General features: G+C 49.8%; 17 protein-coding genes. 12 read left to right on the top strand and 5 right to left on the bottom strand.

Annotation, left to right across the window (positions count from 1 at the left end):
- Positions 1 to 136: 136 nt before the first annotated feature.
- Entirely contained in the window at positions 137 to 1,204 is a 1,068-nt protein-coding gene (locus LQ777_RS03530) for a fatty acid desaturase family protein (protein ID WP_232561143.1), read from the top strand.
- 53 nt (positions 1,205 to 1,257) lie between these two features.
- Here the strand turns inward: LQ777_RS03530 and LQ777_RS03525 are convergent, their stop codons facing one another.
- A complete protein-coding gene (locus tag LQ777_RS03525) occupies positions 1,258 to 2,142 on the bottom strand; it encodes a DNA/RNA non-specific endonuclease (protein ID WP_232561142.1) in 885 nt (294 codons plus the stop codon).
- A gap of 106 nt (positions 2,143 to 2,248) precedes the next feature.
- Between LQ777_RS03525 and LQ777_RS03520 the strand changes: the two genes are divergently transcribed.
- Positions 2,249 to 4,282 carry a tetratricopeptide repeat protein gene (locus LQ777_RS03520; protein ID WP_232561141.1) on the top strand — a complete coding sequence of 678 codons (2,034 nt, stop codon included), beginning with the start codon at positions 2,249 to 2,251 and terminating at the stop codon, positions 4,280 to 4,282.
- Between the two features lie 81 nt (positions 4,283 to 4,363).
- Here LQ777_RS03520 and LQ777_RS03515 read toward each other — a convergent pair whose 3' ends face one another.
- Both LQ777_RS03515 and mdh read right to left on the bottom strand, forming a co-directional pair.
- Positions 4,364 to 4,813, bottom strand: coding sequence for a DUF2846 domain-containing protein (locus tag LQ777_RS03515; protein ID WP_232561140.1), 450 nt, complete (start codon positions 4,811 to 4,813; stop codon positions 4,364 to 4,366).
- A 154-nt stretch (positions 4,814 to 4,967) separates the two neighbouring features.
- The gene (gene mdh, locus LQ777_RS03510; protein ID WP_232561139.1) at positions 4,968 to 5,909 is read right to left on the bottom strand and encodes a malate dehydrogenase; all 942 of its coding nucleotides are present in this window, start codon (positions 5,907 to 5,909) and stop codon (positions 4,968 to 4,970) included.
- Between the two features lie 259 nt (positions 5,910 to 6,168).
- Here mdh and LQ777_RS03505 point away from each other — a divergent pair, with 259 nt between their 5' ends.
- The 4 genes from LQ777_RS03505 to LQ777_RS03490 all read left to right on the top strand — a co-directional run bounded on the left by LQ777_RS03505 (position 6,169) and on the right by LQ777_RS03490 (position 10,310).
- Positions 6,169 to 6,630, top strand: coding sequence for a YkvA family protein (locus LQ777_RS03505; RefSeq protein WP_232561138.1), 462 nt, complete (start codon positions 6,169 to 6,171; stop codon positions 6,628 to 6,630).
- A gap of 169 nt (positions 6,631 to 6,799) precedes the next feature.
- Positions 6,800 to 7,003 carry a Sec-independent protein translocase subunit TatA/TatB gene (locus LQ777_RS03500; protein ID WP_164041534.1) on the top strand — a complete coding sequence of 68 codons (204 nt, stop codon included), beginning with the start codon at positions 6,800 to 6,802 and terminating at the stop codon, positions 7,001 to 7,003.
- A gap of 151 nt (positions 7,004 to 7,154) precedes the next feature.
- Positions 7,155 to 8,591: an Asp-tRNA(Asn)/Glu-tRNA(Gln) amidotransferase subunit GatA gene (gene gatA, locus LQ777_RS03495; RefSeq protein WP_232561137.1), complete on the top strand. Its 1,437-nt coding sequence runs from the start codon at positions 7,155 to 7,157 to the stop codon at positions 8,589 to 8,591.
- 96 nt (positions 8,592 to 8,687) lie between these two features.
- Complete coding sequence (locus tag LQ777_RS03490) at positions 8,688 to 10,310, top strand: lytic transglycosylase domain-containing protein (protein WP_232561136.1); 1,623 nt, start codon at positions 8,688 to 8,690, stop codon at positions 10,308 to 10,310.
- Positions 10,311 to 10,368: 58 nt separating this feature from the next.
- Here the strand turns inward: LQ777_RS03490 and LQ777_RS03485 are convergent, their stop codons facing one another.
- Both LQ777_RS03485 and LQ777_RS03480 read right to left on the bottom strand, forming a co-directional pair.
- The gene (locus tag LQ777_RS03485) at positions 10,369 to 12,150 is read right to left on the bottom strand and encodes an ABC transporter ATP-binding protein (protein ID WP_232561135.1); all 1,782 of its coding nucleotides are present in this window, start codon (positions 12,148 to 12,150) and stop codon (positions 10,369 to 10,371) included.
- 128 nt (positions 12,151 to 12,278) lie between these two features.
- Complete coding sequence (locus LQ777_RS03480; RefSeq protein ID WP_232561134.1) at positions 12,279 to 12,971, bottom strand: hypothetical protein; 693 nt, start codon at positions 12,969 to 12,971, stop codon at positions 12,279 to 12,281.
- 157 nt (positions 12,972 to 13,128) lie between these two features.
- Between LQ777_RS03480 and nusB the strand changes: the two genes are divergently transcribed.
- The 6 genes from nusB to coaE all read left to right on the top strand — a co-directional run bounded on the left by nusB (position 13,129) and on the right by coaE (position 16,973).
- On the top strand, positions 13,129 to 14,265 hold the full coding sequence (nusB, locus tag LQ777_RS03475) for a transcription antitermination factor NusB (RefSeq protein WP_232561133.1): 1,137 nt from the start codon (positions 13,129 to 13,131) through the stop codon (positions 14,263 to 14,265).
- Positions 14,266 to 14,354: 89 nt separating this feature from the next.
- Complete coding sequence (locus LQ777_RS03470) at positions 14,355 to 14,657, top strand: YtxH domain-containing protein (protein WP_232561132.1); 303 nt, start codon at positions 14,355 to 14,357, stop codon at positions 14,655 to 14,657.
- 90 nt (positions 14,658 to 14,747) lie between these two features.
- The gene (locus LQ777_RS03465; RefSeq protein ID WP_232561131.1) at positions 14,748 to 15,200 is read left to right on the top strand and encodes a DUF1573 domain-containing protein; all 453 of its coding nucleotides are present in this window, start codon (positions 14,748 to 14,750) and stop codon (positions 15,198 to 15,200) included.
- A gap of 11 nt (positions 15,201 to 15,211) precedes the next feature.
- Complete coding sequence (gene yajC / locus LQ777_RS03460) at positions 15,212 to 15,532, top strand: preprotein translocase subunit YajC (RefSeq protein WP_232561130.1); 321 nt, start codon at positions 15,212 to 15,214, stop codon at positions 15,530 to 15,532.
- Between the two features lie 63 nt (positions 15,533 to 15,595).
- Positions 15,596 to 16,345, top strand: a complete 750-nt coding sequence (locus LQ777_RS03455; protein WP_232561129.1) for a YbbR-like domain-containing protein — start codon at positions 15,596 to 15,598, stop codon at positions 16,343 to 16,345.
- A gap of 19 nt (positions 16,346 to 16,364) precedes the next feature.
- On the top strand, positions 16,365 to 16,973 hold the full coding sequence (gene coaE / locus LQ777_RS03450) for a dephospho-CoA kinase (RefSeq protein WP_232561128.1): 609 nt from the start codon (positions 16,365 to 16,367) through the stop codon (positions 16,971 to 16,973).
- The last annotated feature ends 47 nt before the right edge of the window (positions 16,974 to 17,020 follow it).

Genomic DNA, 17,020 nt, shown 5'->3' with positions numbered 1-17,020 from the left:
TGAATCAAATAACGGATTACTCAATTTAGTTTGTATTTTTCCGTTATAACAATAGTTTGGGCAGTCTCTATTGTCATCTATAGCACAATCGAGACTGCCTAATTTTTTACTTAACCCTTTAACCACCGTACCGTCTATGAAAGTGCTTGGCACCATTCACGACCCCACCTTTACAAGCCGCCCGTACAACCGGGTTGACCAGTTTTTTCTCGGCTACATCAAAGACGAGCGCGACCTACCCTTTGTGTACCTTACGCTTCGCATAAGTTTTACCCTGATCCCTCTGGCGGTTTTGTTATTTATGCCATTCGTAACTGGCTGGTTGTGGTGGACCGTTGCCGCCATTCATTTTTACATTAGCAATTTCGTCTTTAAAGGCCCGTTCGGACTTATGCTCCACTGCACAAGCCATCGTCCTTTCTTTAAGCCCGAATACGCGTCGCTCAACAATTACTTACCGTGGGTACTGGCTCCGTTTTTCGGCCATACACCTGAAACGTACTATAGCCATCACATTGGGATGCACCATCCCGAAAACAATCTTGAAGACGACGACAGCAGCACGATGGAATTTCAGCGTGATAGCTTTCGTAGTTTCTTAAGCTACTTCGGGCGCTTTTTTGTGTTAGGCGTTCATAACCTGCTCAACTACCTCCGCCGGAAAAACCGGACGAAGCTAGCTACACGCGCGATGCGGGGCGAGATCGCATTTGCCATCGTCTGCATAGCGCTGTGTTTTATAAACTGGCCCGCAACGGTACTGGTGTTTATCCTACCGCTGGTTATCTACCGGTTAATTGCCATGATGGGCAACTGGACTCAGCACGCGTTTGTGGATTTCGACGATCCTGGTAATGCGTATAAAAACAGCATCACCTGCATCAACGTGAAGTACAACAAAAAATGCTGGAACGATGGCTATCACATCAGCCATCACATCCGCCCCGCTTTGCACTGGACAGAACACCCTTCCTTTTTCCAAAAAACGATTGATAAGTACGCCCAGAACCAAGCGATCATTTTTGACGGTCTGGACTTCCTGCAAATCTTCTTTTTGCTGATGCGCAAACGCTATGACGTACTGGCTCATCACATGGTTAATGTCGATGGCGCTTTTGACGGAGACCACGAAGCTATTGCGCTGCTGCAACGACGAACCAAGCGTATCCCAGCAACGGTTCCTGTTGCTGTAGCCGTCGTTTAAACAAAAAAGCGGACCTTTGTCCGCTTTTTTGTTTCTGTTCGTTTTCCCAGGTGTTAGCTGTTCCCGCTATCAATACGAGCTTCGATAATTCGTTGAATCGATGCGGGAACATTTGACAGGAAGTCGTAACCCGTCAGATCCTCCAGTGCATCAACGCTAGTCAGGTAGGCCCGCCAGGGTTTGTCGGCAGCCGTTTGATTATTCGGAATGTTAACTGCGATAATGCGCGTATCGGTTGAAACCCGTTCGGCATCATTCGAGCCCGTCGGCAGTACTACGATGACTTTCCAGAGCGTTGCAGGAACGGTTAGCTTGTCATTCGCCAGTTTGGCAGCATACCCGTTTTGCCCGGTCCCTCCGGCTCCGTAGGTTCCGGCAATTACGTAAACCTCGTTACCCGTTGTCGTTAATTGCCGTTCGTACTCCTCCAGATTTTTCCAGACTTCGCGATTATGTCGGGGTGCTTGTGGCACGATGTTAGATAGGAGAAATGTAGCGGCATTGTCGTCGGGCGAACTGTCGCGGTCGTCGGAAGGACATAGGTGTCCCCGGTCAAATCCCGTGTTTGTGTAATCCGACGTGCGAGCTGCGTACCAGCCGGTTGGAATAGCAGGATCAGGCTTAAAGTCGTTGGTACGTGGGCTGCCTCCTTTCCAGGCCGAACTCAGGTGCCAGCTAACCCAGTTCGCAATTCCCCGGCTGCGGCTGTAGGATAGCACATAAGCCGATTTAACGAGCAGATAATTATTCGGATCGCTGACTGACGCTCCGCTCGGATTACCGAGCGCCAGGTTATCATCGCGCGTGGGTTCGGTTGATCCACGGCCCGTCGATTTAGGCGCTGCACTCGGTAAACAGCCATTGAGGCAAGTAATTAAACTTAACCCAATAAGAATACTTTTAAGTTGATGATGCACGCTGATTGATTTTACTGACATTCTTACGGAACTTTACCACTGAGAAAAAGTAACTTGAACCTACTTAGCCTATTAACTAGCTAAGTAATTACAAATTTGCCCATAAATAGACGAGTTATCTGCTGTCATGGCTAAAAAAAAACAACCTGCCGGACCCGGCTCAGAACGGCCCGGTCAGGACCGCCCTAATCGTCCGACTACTCCCAAACCGGCTCTGACTCCTACCAATAGTCGTCCTATACCAGGTCGCACAACCGAAACGCCGGTACGTCCCACCGTCCGACCGACGGCTGGGCAATCAGCGTCAACGTCTGATATACCATTGGCTACACGCCCGGTCGTTTGGTGGCCGCTGGCGGTATTGGCGTTGCTTGGCTTTGTGCTTTACGCAAATACGTTTGGTCATCAGTATGCACTCGATGATATTGCAGCGGTAAGCCAGAACCTGTTCGTTAAAAAAGGGCTGTCTGGTATTCCGGACCTGATGCGAACCGAATTCTGGCATTTCAGTAATATCTCTCTTGGTTACTACCGGCCTCTATCGCTGATTACGTTTGCGATTGAACAGGAATACTTCAAAGACGATCCGAACATTAGCCACGTCATCAACGCCGGATTATACGCCCTTACCGGTCTTGTGATCGGAGCGTTACTGCAAAAGTGGTTACCAGGACAAACGATTATCGCTTTTCTGATCGGGTTGGTATTCATTGCCCATCCAATTCACACGGAAATCGTCGCTAATATCAAAGGACGTGACGAGATTTTGAGCTTCCTGTTTATCTCACTCATGCTACTTTCCTACTGGCGTTATCTGGAAACCAAGCAGAGCGGCTGGATTGTTGGCGCCTGTGCGTCTTTGTACCTCGCCTTCCTATCCAAAGAATCGTCTATTGTCAGTCTTGGCTTGATTCCAGCCATGCAGTATTGGTTCGCACGCCGGAATGTCTGGCAATCACTGATTAGCTTGTGGCCGTTCCTGATCGTAGCCGCTTTGTTTTTCTACCAGAAACAGAAAATGATCGGCACGCTGAGCGGTACGCCCCCCGTCGATTGGGCGAACTATCCGTATGCTATCGAGAAATCGCAGAAATCGACCACGTTTAAGTTTTTGCTTTATTACATCCGTCTGCTGGTTTTGCCGCATCCGCTGGTATACGATTATTCGTACAACGTTATTCCATCGGGTAGCAAAGGCGATTGGATGACCTGGGCAGGGTTCTTCACGTTTGTTGGTCTGATCTGGTTAACCTGGAAAGGCTTCGTGAAACGGACGCTGTGGGGTTTTGGTCTGTTCTGGTTCTTCGTGACCATGACACCGGGTCTGGGCTTCATCTGGCTGCGGGGCGGCATTTTTGCCGAACGTTTTGCCTACGCAGCGGTGATGGGCTTTGGCTTTGTCCTGATCTGGGCCTTGCAGAAACTGCTGGTAAAAGAATCGGCCACTAGCACCGAGGAACAACCTGCAAAACCCGTTTTCGCCCGTTATGCGCCTGTTCTTGGCATTATGGCCGTCGTAGCGGGATTGTACTCGTTTAAGACTGTAGAACGTAACCGGGATTGGGAAAATAACTTCGTGCTGTTTAACTCCGCTCTCCCCTATGCGCCCAACAGTTGTCAGGTACAGCGGCACGTAGCCAACGAGTGGATCGAGAAAGGGCTTAAAGACCGTAATAAAGCGGATTCTATTGCCAACGTGACAAACGCGATCAAGCCCAAGCCATCGCCCGAGCAAATCAAAAAAGCTCAGACGTTGATTGACTCCAACATTGCACACGCCAACGTCCACGGTCGCTGGGCACTCGATCACCTGCAACAATCGACTCGGATTTACCCAAACTTCGGCGAAGCGTATTTTTCGATGGCTTACGTGTTTCAAAAAATCACGCCTAACGTCGATTCGGCCAAGTATTACTACAAGCAAACGATTCGGGCGGCTAACGCTTATGCACCCGCTTACAACAACCTGGGGGTGATCTATCAGGGCGAAGGTATTGCGCAGAACAACGCGCAGAAATTACAACTGGCTTCCTACTATTACAACCGGTCGATGGTGGTGAACCCAGCCTATGTTGACGGCCAGAATAACCGCAATAATTTGATGAAAGCGACGGGCCTGGACGTGAAGTTTTTGCCGGATTCTATTCTAAATAAGTACTAATAACCATTACTACCTTCATTATAAAAAAAAGACCCGCTGGATTCTAGCGGGTCTTTTTTTATAGTTCAATAAAGAAGTGTGCTATTGCTTGTTAAGCGATTCCTGGCAGTTATCAACGGTCATGTCTTTCATATCCCGCTTGGCCGTATTTTCGGTCACTTCCGACATTTCCAGTCGTGTCCGGGTAATACTTGATTTGATATCGCCCTTAACGTAGTATTTTTTACCGGCATCCGCATCGAGTTCGAGTTCCGTTTCACGCTTGAACACTTCGATACCGCCCCGTTGCGCCGTTATGGCTAATTTGCCCGGCTTCGCCTTGTACTCAATGTATTTGTTGTTGCTCAGCTTACAGATCTTCTCACCGTTGACGTAGATACTATAATTCAGAGCAGATCCATAAAATTGTCCACTCCGATAAATGTAAATGGTCGCGAGATCATCCGTTCGGTCAACACTAATCCGGTCGCTCCGAAACGCCGACATCAGAAAGCAAAAACAAAGCAGTACCAGTAAAGATAACTTTCTCATGGTTGAACGTAAAGTCAAATGATGGATTGTCGATTTCACTTGTGCCAAAATAAGAAATGATCCTCTTTTAATGAATCGATCGCTTAGGAAACGGTAAACTAAAAAGGCTTCCCTGACGAAGCCTTTTTGTCTTTTTTACACGCACGTTGATCGCTTACACATTGATGTCCAGCGTACTGAGCACGTTATTCATGCTCCGAACCGCATCCGCCGACTTGTTGAAAGCGGCTTGCTCTTCGTCGTTTAGTTTATAATCGATGATTTCCTCCCAGCCGTTACGTCCCAGAACAACCGGTACGCCGAGGCAAATATCAGACTGACCGTATTCACCTTCCAGGAATACACACGACGGGATAACCCGCTTCTGATCGCGTAGAATGCTTTCAACCATGTAAGCACCAGCCGCTCCCGGCGCATACCAGGCCGACGTTCCGATCAGGCCGGTTAGCGTAGCCCCGCCTACCATCGTATCGGCAGCTACTTTCTTCAGCGTCTCTTCATCCAGAAACTGGCTTACCGGAACACCCGCTTTCGTAGCTAGTCTTGTCAACGGAATCATGGTTGTATCACCGTGTCCACCGATCACCGAAGCCTGCAAATCGTTCGGCGAGCAGTTCAACGCCAGCGACAGATAGGTTTTAAAACGAGCGGAGTCCAGCGCTCCGCCAAGACCAATCACACGGTTCTTTGGCAAACCCGACGACTTCAGTGCGAGGTACGTCATGGTATCCATCGGATTGGAGATAATAACAAAAATTGTTTCGGGCGAATACTTCAGAATATTTTCGGTAACCCCCTTTACAATGCCTGCGTTGATACCAATGAGTTCTTCGCGGGTCATACCCGGCTTGCGTGGCAAACCCGATGTGATAACGACAACATCCGAATTGGCTGTTTTTTCGTAATCATTAGTAGAGCCCGTAATTTTCACATCGCAGTCGAGCAAAGTAGATGCCTGAAGCATGTCGAGGGATTTACCTTCGCTGATGCCTTCTTTGATATCCAATAGTACGACTTCGTGGGCAAGTTCCCGGCGGGCAATGTTGTCGGCGCAGGTGGCTCCAACGGCCCCGGCACCTACTACAGTAACTTTCATACAATATTTGGAATTTGAAGTGAACAAGCAGCGCAAAGTAAGGTCCCAGTTCCTGACAAACCAAAGCTTTAGAATAAACTTACGTCCCTATTGCTCAGTTTATGGACTATAACAGGAATTTTTTTGTTAGATACCCTAGAAACCAATTACAAACGCTTGCCTTAAAGACTGGCTTTAAACCAAAAGGATAAAGCAGCCATCTAATACTCAGTGTTTCGTAGTTAGTTATCAACAATCTACCAGTCCCCTTATCAAGCGAATGGCTAATAAAAGTCTTTTAACCCGCGTTCTGAGCTCGATTTTTTTTAAGCGAGCTAATCTTGGCGCTGTCCGTTATGCCCGTAACACCCGCAGTCTGTATAATCTGATTCGGGAAGCGCTTGACAAAAGTGGCGGTCTGTCGGGTGCCAACATTGCGGCCTTTCGTGATCAGTTGGGTGTTGTAACCCGTTTGTTGAAAGCGTACGCATCCGGCGAGTATCGGCAGTTACCCTGGAAGACGCTCATTCGAATGATCGCCGTCCTTATTTACTTTGTTTCGCCCATTGACATCTTACCTGATTTTTTGCCCATTATTGGTCTTACCGATGATATTGCACTGATGCTGTGGCTTTTCAGCGGTATTAAGGATGATATCGAAAAATTCCGCTACTGGGAATCGACGGTCCCCGGTCAGAGTTCAGAAGCCGCGCGGGCAACGGAAGCGATTAAAATTGGGTGATCAAAATCGAGCGAATTGGTATTCATTGGTAGAAAGTAGTACTAAACCGATTAGAAATTGTCAGTTGGCTGCTTTCCATTTTGTTTGAATAGCCAATAAGTTTACCTACTTTTAATAGATTGTACGAGAGAGTTTTTGTAAGTTTGCATACATTCAAATCCTAGTAATCATGATCTTGGCAAGTATTTTTGCAATTATGGGTTTGGGCGGTCAAGAAATGGTGTTCATTTTCTTAGCACTGCTCTTGTTGTTCGGCGCTAAGAAAATTCCCGAACTCGCACGCGGCCTTGGTAAAGGCATTAAAGAGTTCAAAGACGCCACTAAAGACGTTCGCGAAAACATCGAAGAAGGTCTTAAAGAGTCGGAGAAGTAATTTAATCGATTATAAGCAGACAATCAGACGGTCCCAATCTGGAGCCGTCTGATTGTCTGTTTCTGCATTAAAGGACTCCGGCCCGTAAACGTTGGATCTAGACAATCCCAAAGTCTATTCGCCAGAGTCCAATGCCCAACCTATTTGCCGTTTGACTTACTACCGCAACTTCGCTACCGTACAGACCGATCTCACATCGGGCACGATCACCTGCCGTCAGTTGGTGGAGCAATACCTGGTTCGCATTGACGAACAGCGTCACCTCAACGCTTTCACCGAAGTGTATGCCGACGAGGCCCGGCAACAAGCCGACCGTATCGACCATAAACTAGCCGCTGGCACCGCCGGACGATTAGCTGGTATGGTCATTGGTATCAAGGATGTTTTAAATTATGCCGGCCACAGCGTTCGGGCGGGTAGTAAAATCCTGGATAACTTCACGGCACAGTTTACAGCAACTGCCATCCAGCGCCTACTCGACGAGGATGTAATCATCATTGGTCGGCAAAATTGCGACGAGTTCGCCATGGGCTCGTCTAACGAGAGCTCATTTTTTGGACCGGTTCGAAATGCCGCCGACCCCAACCGGGTACCAGGTGGTTCGAGTGGTGGTTCTGCCGTAGCGGTTCAGGCGGGTCTTTGTTTAGCAAGTATTGGCTCTGATACTGGCGGTTCGGTACGTCAGCCAGCCGCCTTTTGTGGCGTTGTGGGTTTAAAACCGACGTATGGACGGATTAGCCGCTGGGGTTTGATTGCCTACGCTTCTTCGTTTGACTGCATCGGTCCTATAGCCAACACCGTTGACGATGCCGCTCTCCTACTCGAAATTATGGCAGGCCCAGATGATTTCGACAGCACCGTATCCAGTCAACCGGTTCAGCCTTACGCGCAGGCACAACTTCCAGATCGCCCGTTACGAATTGCTTATCTACGCGACGGCGTTGAAAGTACAGGCGTTGATGCTCGTATTCGCGAAGCTACCCAGCGTCGACTTGACGAGTTACGGGCTGCGGGACATACCGTCGAACCTGTCGATTTGTCGCTTTTGAAATACCTACTGCCGACGTACTATATTCTGACTACCGCCGAAGCGTCCTCCAACCTTTCTCGCTTTGACGGCGTTCGGTACGGTTATCGAGCGGATACACCAGCGATGGACCTTTTGGCGTTGTACAAAAAAAGCCGGACTGAAGGCTTCGGGGCTGAAGTTCGTCGGCGGATATTACTCGGCACTTTTGCGCTGAGCGCCAGCTACTACGATGCGTATTATACCAAAGCGCAGCAAGTTCGGCGGCTGATTCGGGAAGAAACCGAGCGTGTCTTTGAGCAATACGATTTTTTACTGTCGCCAACCACGCCAACACCAGCGTTTCAGTTAGGCGAAAAAACGAGTCGGCGTTCCGGAGATGATCCTTTGCAAATGTACCTCGCCGATATTTTTACCGTGCAGGCCAATGTAGTAGGCTATCCAGCCGTTTCAATCCCGAACGGCACCGATTCCAACGGGCTACCCATTGGCATTCAGCTGATGGCTCCACCCTTTGCCGAAAGTGCTTTAGTGGCGATCGCAAAAGCAATGAGCAACTGATGTAGGCTATAAGACGCCGGATGTATGATAGGGTTCTGCCAGGGCTATACATCCGGCATCGTAGATAACGTAACAATTACATAACCGACAAACTGCATGAATCACTTGAACCGTAGCCTGTTACGAATGGGGCTGTTGAGTGCGATGCTGGGCCTGACGATCATGTCCAGCGCCGAGACTACGATTCAATCCGGACAAGGTGGTGCCAGTCCACAATCCTCTGATAGTACGATTGTCAAAAAAGATACCGTTGCCTTAGTACCGACGGTTCCCGACAGTATCCTGCGCGAACGTCTGACCAAAATTCAGAAAACGATTCCGCTCAACTACCACAAGTCGGTTCAGGCCTATGTCGATTATTTTACGTTTCGGAAGGCAAGCGCTACGAAGCTGATGCTCGAACGGATGCCGCTCTTTTTTCCCCTCTACGAGCGAATGCTGTCAGATTATGGGCTACCTGACGAACTGAAATACCTGTCTATTGTTGAGTCTGCGTTGAACCCGCGTGCCATATCACGAGCGGGAGCCGGTGGCCTCTGGCAAATCATGCCCGGTACGGGCCGCGACCTGCGCCTGTATCAGGACGATTACGTCGATGAGCGTATGGACCCGGTCAAAGCAACGGAGGCTGCCTGCAAATACCTCCGCGATCTATACAACATCTTTGGTGATTGGGAGTTGGCCATGGCTGCTTACAACTGCGGCCCAGGAGCCGTCAAACGAGCCATGCGCCGTTCGGGAGGTGATTCATTCTACACCATTTTTGATGCCCTGCCCAAGGAAACACGTGGCTACGTTCCGCAATTTGTAGCGTTCACCTACTTGATGCACCACGCTAACGACCACGGTATTTTCGCCGAGAACTACGAGCATCCGATCCCGCACGACACCATCCAGATTACGGGTTATTTCAACTTGGAGACGTTCGCCAAACACAGTACGATGCCCTTGGCCGACTTGCAGAAGATGAATCCAGCCATCACAACGACGATTCTGCCCGAGTATACCAGACGATACCCGTTACGAATACCTCGTCAGCAATACGCGTATTTCTCGACACGGCGTCGGGCCATTATGGACTCGGCCAGCCAAATACCCCCAGCGATGGCCCATATGCTGCTGGCAAGTGCCGAAGATGTGCGCTACGGAGCCGATTCGATTGGGGCCTGGTCGAATCTGGGTAGCAATCCGTTGGCACGGATGACGCTGGATGAAACGCCTTCGCTTGGTACCATCTCGGGTGAAAAACCAGCTAAGCTAGCGGCTCAGTTGGCCGTAGCGGAATCCGCCGACGAACCGGAGGAAGACATGGAAACGGTCGTTTTACGAAAGCCCCGCAAGCAAACGTATGTCGTCAAGCGTGGTGATAACCTGGGTGACATTGCCGAACGGTTCAGCGTTGAATTGTACGACCTAAAGCGCTGGAACCACTTACGGTCAACTCGAATTCAGCGAGGGCAGAAGCTAACAATTTTGAAAGAAGCAGCGGAAACCCGTGCGGAAAAACTGGCCGATCAGGGTACCGCCAAAGGACGCAAAAAAGCTGAAGTTGTTGCTAAGACGAAGCGATATAAGCCGAAATACCACCGCGTTCAGGAAGGCGATACTCTCTGGAATATTGCTCAACGGTACGACGGTTTAACAATCGATCAACTCAAAAAGCTGAACCACATGCGCAACAGCGCGCTCCGTCCGGGTCAGAAACTGATAGTTGGGTAACTAGTCTCGTCCTTAAACAACGAAGCCTGTCCATAAAACGGACAGGCTTCGTTGCTTTTTATACCTCTTCGGTCTGTAACTGCTTCTCGTAAAGTTCGCGGTAGGCCCCGTTTTTAGCCAGCAGTTCCTCGTGCGTACCTTGTTCGACAATCTCCCCGTCGTCGAGCATAATGATCTGATCAGCCAGCTTTGCCGACGAAACCCGGTGTGAAATAATCACCGATGTGCGATCAGCCATGATACGCTTGAGATTATTCAGAATCTTGTTTTCGGTGTTCGTATCGACGGCAGACAGACAGTCGTCCAGAATCAGAATTTTAGGATCGCGAACGATGGCGCGCGCAATGCTTAACCGCTGTTTCTGACCACCGGATAGCGTTACACCCCGTTCGCCAACCCGCGTTTCAAACTGCTCCGGAAAATCCAGAACATTCTGGTACAGATCGGCATCCCGAACGGCCTGCTCGACGCGCTCCTGCGAAAGGTCAGGTTTACCAAAGCGAACATTGTTGCTGATCGTCTCGGAGAACAAAAACACATCCTGCGGCACATAGCCCATCTGCTCACGAACCGACGTTAAGTTGTAATCTTTGATCGACACATCATCAACTCGGATCTCACCCGCCGAAGCATCGTACATCCGCGTCAACAGGTTCGCAAGCGTCGTTTTGCCCGAACCCGTTGTGCCCAGAATAGCCACGGTTTCGCCCGCCTTTACGTGCATCGAAAAATTCTTAATCGCGACGATACCTGAATCCGGATAAACGAACCGCACATTCTTGAACTCAATTTCACCAGCAATGGTCCGTCGTATATTTTTCTGAGAGACAATATCGGTTTTGATCCGCAAAAACTGATTGATACGCTCCTGCGAAGCAGCCGCCCGCTGTGTCTGACTGGTTGTCCAACCCAGTGCCATTACTGGCCAGGTCAGCATATTTACGTACAGAATAAACTCAGTGATATTTCCGGGCGTCAGGCGACCGGCCATAATTTCCTGTCCTCCCACAAATACAACCAGCACGTTGCTTAAACCCACCAGAATGGCTACGATGGGAAAAAACAGGGAGTCAACGCGCGTCAGGCTTAATGACTTGTTCCGGTATTCATCGCTTTCCAATTCAAACCGAGCGGCCGAGTTTTGCTCCTGCACAAACGCTTTCAGTACCCGGATTCCCGAAAAAGCTTCCTGCACGTAGGTCGAAAGTTTCGACAAACTCCGTTGAATCTCTTCCGACCGCTGGATGATAATGTTATTAACGAGGTAAATGGCAACCGACAAGATCGGCAAGGGCAGCAACACGTAGAGCGACAAGCGCGCATTGATGCTCACCATGTACGTAATAACCAGCACGAAGAGCACAAGCAGGTTTACGCCGTACATGATGCTCGGGCCGACGTACATCCGCACTTTGCTCACATCTTCCGAAATCCGTGCCATCAGATCGCCGGTGCTGTGCTGCCGGTAAAAGCTGAGCGGTAGCGTCTGATAATGATCGTAAATCTCGTTTTTCAGATCGTACTCGACATGGCGAGACATCACAATCAGCGTTTGCCGGACCAGGAACAGGAAAAATCCTTTAAGCAACGCCATCACGAGCGTAAGTCCACCAAACAGCAGCAAACTAAACGCAAACACGTCGTACAAAGCCGATTGCAGGGGCGACTTATCGTACAGATAATAGATGTCCAGTGTTTCGCGCACCAGGTCCAGCGCGTAGCGTACCAGCTGCGCCGGAAAAATGCCGAAAAGATTGGATATGATGGTAAATACCGTCCCCCAAATCAGATACCATTTGTATTTGAGGAGATATTTATTCAGGTAGGAAAGTGCTTTCACAGTGCAGCCAAACAACTTTATTTTCGTAACCGTCCGAATCTTAGAAAAGTTGCAAGGCTTTTTGTAAGTGGTCAATCGAAAAAGGGTGGATCAAGGGTCTAGCCCCCTACCACCCTGCTCCGACGTTTCTACCGGCTGATTAATTCAGATGTCGATATCGCGGCTAAAGCAACGAGCGCCAGTCCCAAAACGCCCGTACCCAGCATAATAGCGGCCATGGCCCAGCCTTTGCCCCGGTATCGGTCCTGGTTGCGCTTGATGGTTGTCAGGCTGGCCGTACCCAATAGCGTAGCGGTCAATGGTAAGGTTAAGCTCAGGACCCACATCAGCGTTCCGCTCGACACGACGAACAGCGAACCAAGCGACAACGCAGCAACGCCCAGGGCGACCAACGCCAGTGCATACGTCTTACGCCCGGCACTGTTTCGGTCGATCATGTGGGTACGGGGCGCTACATGGCCCAAGGGCAGGGATCGAAACCAGCCACGCGAGCGCCGGGTATGGTAGCTATCCGGGTTTCGGTGGTGCGTCGCATCGACGGTGAATTTCGCCCGTGCTGTAGCTGTTGTAAAGCTCGTTGCCGATGCGGCTGTGGTTACGGGTGAATCCAACGTGCTTTCGCCGGACGAAATAGTGGCGATTTGGGGCACTAATGTGTCGGCTTCTTCGGTTATCTTATCCGAAATAGGGCTTACACGGCTGTGTGGAATGGCGTTCTGTTGCGGTTGGAAATAGGCATAGTGAGCCGGTCCACAGCCTGATAGCATGGCGATGGCGAGAACAGCGACAACGCTGCCCTTACGCCAGAAAGTGAAGAACATGAAAGAGTTGGTAGAGGTTAAGTCATACGGTTTGTAATTGGGAAAACTACGAATAAAGCCGTATTTTTGCAATCCGTAAACGCAGTTCTTTTTTTTATCGGTAGATTTATTTGTTTTATCCGGGATGCTCAACAGGCGACTACTCCGAATAAAGGTCATGCAGGCGCTATATGCCCTTCGTCAGGCCGAATTCTCTAATCAACAACTAGCCCTCGATGGCATCGCGGATCTCTTTCAGCCCGATCTGAACTCGATGCAGCCTCAGGACAAACGGCAGCTGGAAGGCTACCGACAATTGGCGGGCCTGCTCTTCGAAGAGGCCATTAAGGCAAACCAGCCCGCTCAGGACGACGACGCTCCCACGAAAGTATTGAAAGCCGCCAACGACGGTTTCGTATTTTACCAGATACGCACCAAGAAAGATCGTCAGCACTTTGCGCAGATGATGCTTAAGCAGGTGAACGGTATCTACGAAGATTACATCCGGGTTCTGTTGTTGCTCATCGAACTTGGTCACGCAGCCCGCATTGACCGCGAACGGCAATACCGCGATGTCGATGAAGCGCCTTTCCCCTTTGAGTCGGCATTGAACGACAATAGCGTCATAAAAGCGCTGGCTGACCTGCAAATGCTGCAAAATGAAGCACTCCGGCACAACATATCGTGGGCCGAAGATCTAGGCTTTATTCGGAAAGCGTTGCGTGAGGTTCTAAAAACGGACGACACCTACCGAGCCTACTGCGAGAAAAGAACGCATACCGCCGACGAAGACCAGGCCTTGATTCAGTATGTGTTACGTACGCTTATCTTTAAGCACGAAGTTATTCGCGATCACTTGGCAGAGATTGACCTGAGTTGGGCCGAAAACAGCGAAGTGGTACGGGGGCTAGCTATTCGCACGCTTAAGTCGGCGCAAAGCCCGACAGGCTTGAAACTCGAACCGCTTACGGACGACTGGGAAGAAGACGAGCGGTTTCTGAACACGCTATTTCAGAACGCGCTGAACAATGATGCCGATTACGAGCAGTTGCTCACCGATCAACTTCGCAACTGGGATGTCGAGCGTGTCGCCATGCTCGATAAGATTATTCTCAAATTAGCCGTTTGTGAATTGCTCAACTTCCCAAACATTCCGGTTAAAGTGACGATTAATGAATATATCGAATTGGCAAAAGCATATAGTACGCCTAAAAGCGGTAAATTTGTCAACGGAATTTTAGACAACCTCTCCGAAAAGCTACAGGCTACAGGGCGTCTGCGCAAGAGCGGACGTGGGTTGCTGGACAATAAATAGTGTAGTAATTGGGTTTCGGTTGTTAGTTACCGGTATGAATATCAATTTGTGCCGAAGCTAAACGCTGTAAACTGAAAACTTTTTTAGAAATGAGCAGAATTGGCCGTGATTTAACCTTTTTGCTAACCGGACTATCAGCGGGTGCTATCCTAGGATTGTTGTACGCCCCCGATAAGGGCAAAGTCACCCGTGATCGTTTAACGTTCCGTTTGTCGAAGTATCGCGAACAGATTGAGTTTATGATCAACGATCTGGTGAACTCAGCCGAACTACCTGAAAACCTATCGAAAAACGAAGGGCAGCGTGTGGTGAATGATGCGCGTGAAAAAGCCGAGCGGCTGCTGGAAGATGTTGACCGTCTGATGGCTCAGATCAAACAACAGAATGCCTAAAATAAACTGAGTTTTCAGGGTATGACTTTCAGCAGTTTTCGACAGGTAACGGGAAACGGAAAGTCATACTCTGAAAACTCCTTCCTACCAATGCACTTACAAAAAGGGCTCCTTCTCCTGGCTATTATTGCAGTGGGTTGTGGGCAAATCAGTTGCGACAATCGGAAACAGGGCGAGTCGGCTCAGGCTTCAGCTACGGGCAAGATGCCGAAAATTACCTTTGCGGAAAAGGGAATCTACAACTTCGGGACGCTAACCGAAGGTGATACCGTTGAACATACGTTCAAGTTCACCAATACGGGCGAGTTTCCGCTCATTATCAACAACATTACGGCCTCATGTGGCTGTACGACGCCCGAATGGCCCCGCGAACCGGTTGCCCCGGGAGCTTCCTCGTCAATTCGCGTTCGGTTTAATAGCCGGGGTAAAAGCGGAGAGCAAAACAAAACGGTCACCGTTATTGCGAATACCGACCCGGCCATGACTGATTTGCAATTCAGAGCCTTGGTGAACCCAAAGACCGATTCAACCAAAAATTCATAACCCACTCACTCATGCATTCGATTTTAGTACAGGCGATACCCGGTTCCAGTCCATCCATGCTTTACAACGTACTGCTGTGGGTAGGGATCATCGGTGTTTTTTATTTTTTCATGATCCGTCCCCAACAGAAGAAACAAAAGGATCAGAAAAGCTTTGTAGACAACCTTAAAAAAGGGGATAGCGTGGTAACGATCGGTGGACTTCACGGTCGTATCGCATCCGTTGAAGGTACGACGGTTACTCTTGAAGTTGACCGGGGAATCAAGATGACGTTTGAGAAATCGTCGATTTCGCGCGAAGCAACGGCAAAACCAGCCGAACCTGAAAAATAAAAGAACCCTGGTAAGTTAGGCGCACAGTTCGCCAACTCCGTCGGTCCACTACACTACTACCTTGTGACCATTCCCCAAAACAACCGACCGTTTCAGCCGACCAAGGCCCTGTTGTGTCTGGGAGCGGCTGCGCTGTTCTGGTTTTTAAGCGCTCTGAACAAAACCGGTTACACGCTGAACGTCGAATACCCCATTCGTTTCGTCTACAACGATTCCCTTTTTGTGCCGATAAAGCCCCTGCCACGCACCGTGCGCGTCAACGTTTCGGGCGATGGCTGGGGATTACTGCGTCATTCCTGGCTTCCTTTTCGGGTTGATCCCGTTGATTACACGGTAGCCAATCCGTTGCAGGCATCGGTAATCAACACATCGTCGCTGACGGCGGCTCTGGCTGAACACATCAAAAAACTGCACGTCAATTACGTGGTGGCCGATACGGTCGAGATGGGTTTCGACCGCCGTATGACCAAAACGATTCAGTTGATACCGGATAGTTTGCATATCGATCTGGCTCCCCGTTACCTCGTTTCGAGCGTTATCAACCTAACTCCGCATACGATCCAGGTCGAAGGGCCGGCTCGGCTGGTGCGTGGCATTTCGGATACATTAGCCGTCAGTATTCCCGGAAAACGCATTGCCGACAATTACGATAACGAGGTTACGCTGAATCATTTTCGGCATCCGCTCCTGCGGGTTAGCGCCGACCGGATTGCCGTTAGCTTTGAAGTGGGTGAACTCTTATCTCCATTGCCGACGCCAGCACCCGTACCCGCACCCGCACCCGTGAAACCAAAGCCAGTAACGAAACGCTAGGTATTCATTCTCTGACGTTATGAAAGCTCCTCTTCAGATTGGCGTAACGGGTGGAATTGGAGCCGGTAAAAGTGTTGTTTGTCGAATCTTTCAGGCGTTTGGTATTCCGATTTACGAAGCCGACGAACGGGCGAAATGGCTTACCGAAAACGATCCTATTTTGAAAGCGGACATCGTGCGCGTGTTGGGTGCGCAAGCCTACGACGCGCTGGGACGCTACAACCGGGCCTGGGTAGCCTCGCAGGTGTTTGCAGATCCAACGTTGCTTGCCGGGCTCAATGGCGTAATTCACCCCCGTGTCATGAGCGATACCGACGCCTGGGTCAATGAACATGCCGATAAGCCTTACGTCGTCAAAGAAGCGGCTATTATGAACGCGGCTGGTCAAAACAATTCACTTCACAAAGTTATTGTTGTCCAAGCACCACTAGCCCTGCGGATCGAACGCATCAAACAGCGGGACCCGCACCGCTCCGAAGCAGAAATCATCAACATCATCAATCGACAGATTAGCGACGCCGAGCGGTTGAAACTGGCTGACTACGTTATTGATAACGACGAAACGCAGTTGCTCCTTCCTCAAGTGGTGGCGCTACACAACGATTTTTTGCGGCAAGAAACAATTTAATCGTTCATCTGCCGTAAATTAGGCTGTTACTCTCCTATCAACAGCCT

This window comes from Spirosoma oryzicola, assembly GCF_021233055.1.
In the GTDB taxonomy this organism is placed as follows: domain Bacteria; phylum Bacteroidota; class Bacteroidia; order Cytophagales; family Spirosomataceae; genus Spirosoma; species Spirosoma oryzicola.
The sequence above is the reverse complement of the archived record's forward strand: the minus strand, read 5'-3'. Positions and strand labels throughout refer to the sequence as shown.

What these genes read in the sequence shown, in the direction of transcription:
- coaE (WP_232561128.1), top strand. Translation starts at nt 16,365, where the DNA reads ATGAAAGCTCCTCTTCAGATTGGCGTAACGGGTGGAATTGGAGCCGGT.
- yajC (WP_232561130.1), top strand. Translation starts at nt 15,212, where the DNA reads ATGCATTCGATTTTAGTACAGGCGATACCCGGTTCCAGTCCATCCATG.
- LQ777_RS03515 (WP_232561140.1), bottom strand. Translation starts at nt 4,813, where the DNA reads ATGAGAAAGTTATCTTTACTGGTACTGCTTTGTTTTTGCTTTCTGATG.
- LQ777_RS03520 (WP_232561141.1), top strand. Translation starts at nt 2,249, where the DNA reads ATGGCTAAAAAAAAACAACCTGCCGGACCCGGCTCAGAACGGCCCGGT.
- LQ777_RS03480 (WP_232561134.1), bottom strand. Translation starts at nt 12,971, where the DNA reads ATGTTCTTCACTTTCTGGCGTAAGGGCAGCGTTGTCGCTGTTCTCGCC.
- LQ777_RS03465 (WP_232561131.1), top strand. Translation starts at nt 14,748, where the DNA reads ATGCACTTACAAAAAGGGCTCCTTCTCCTGGCTATTATTGCAGTGGGT.
- LQ777_RS03505 (WP_232561138.1), top strand. Translation starts at nt 6,169, where the DNA reads ATGGCTAATAAAAGTCTTTTAACCCGCGTTCTGAGCTCGATTTTTTTT.
- LQ777_RS03530 (WP_232561143.1), top strand. Translation starts at nt 137, where the DNA reads ATGAAAGTGCTTGGCACCATTCACGACCCCACCTTTACAAGCCGCCCG.
- mdh (WP_232561139.1), bottom strand. Translation starts at nt 5,909, where the DNA reads ATGAAAGTTACTGTAGTAGGTGCCGGGGCCGTTGGAGCCACCTGCGCC.
- LQ777_RS03470 (WP_232561132.1), top strand. Translation starts at nt 14,355, where the DNA reads ATGAGCAGAATTGGCCGTGATTTAACCTTTTTGCTAACCGGACTATCA.
- LQ777_RS03490 (WP_232561136.1), top strand. Translation starts at nt 8,688, where the DNA reads ATGAATCACTTGAACCGTAGCCTGTTACGAATGGGGCTGTTGAGTGCG.
- nusB (WP_232561133.1), top strand. Translation starts at nt 13,129, where the DNA reads ATGCAGGCGCTATATGCCCTTCGTCAGGCCGAATTCTCTAATCAACAA.
- LQ777_RS03500 (WP_164041534.1), top strand. Translation starts at nt 6,800, where the DNA reads ATGATCTTGGCAAGTATTTTTGCAATTATGGGTTTGGGCGGTCAAGAA.
- LQ777_RS03525 (WP_232561142.1), bottom strand. Translation starts at nt 2,142, where the DNA reads ATGTCAGTAAAATCAATCAGCGTGCATCATCAACTTAAAAGTATTCTT.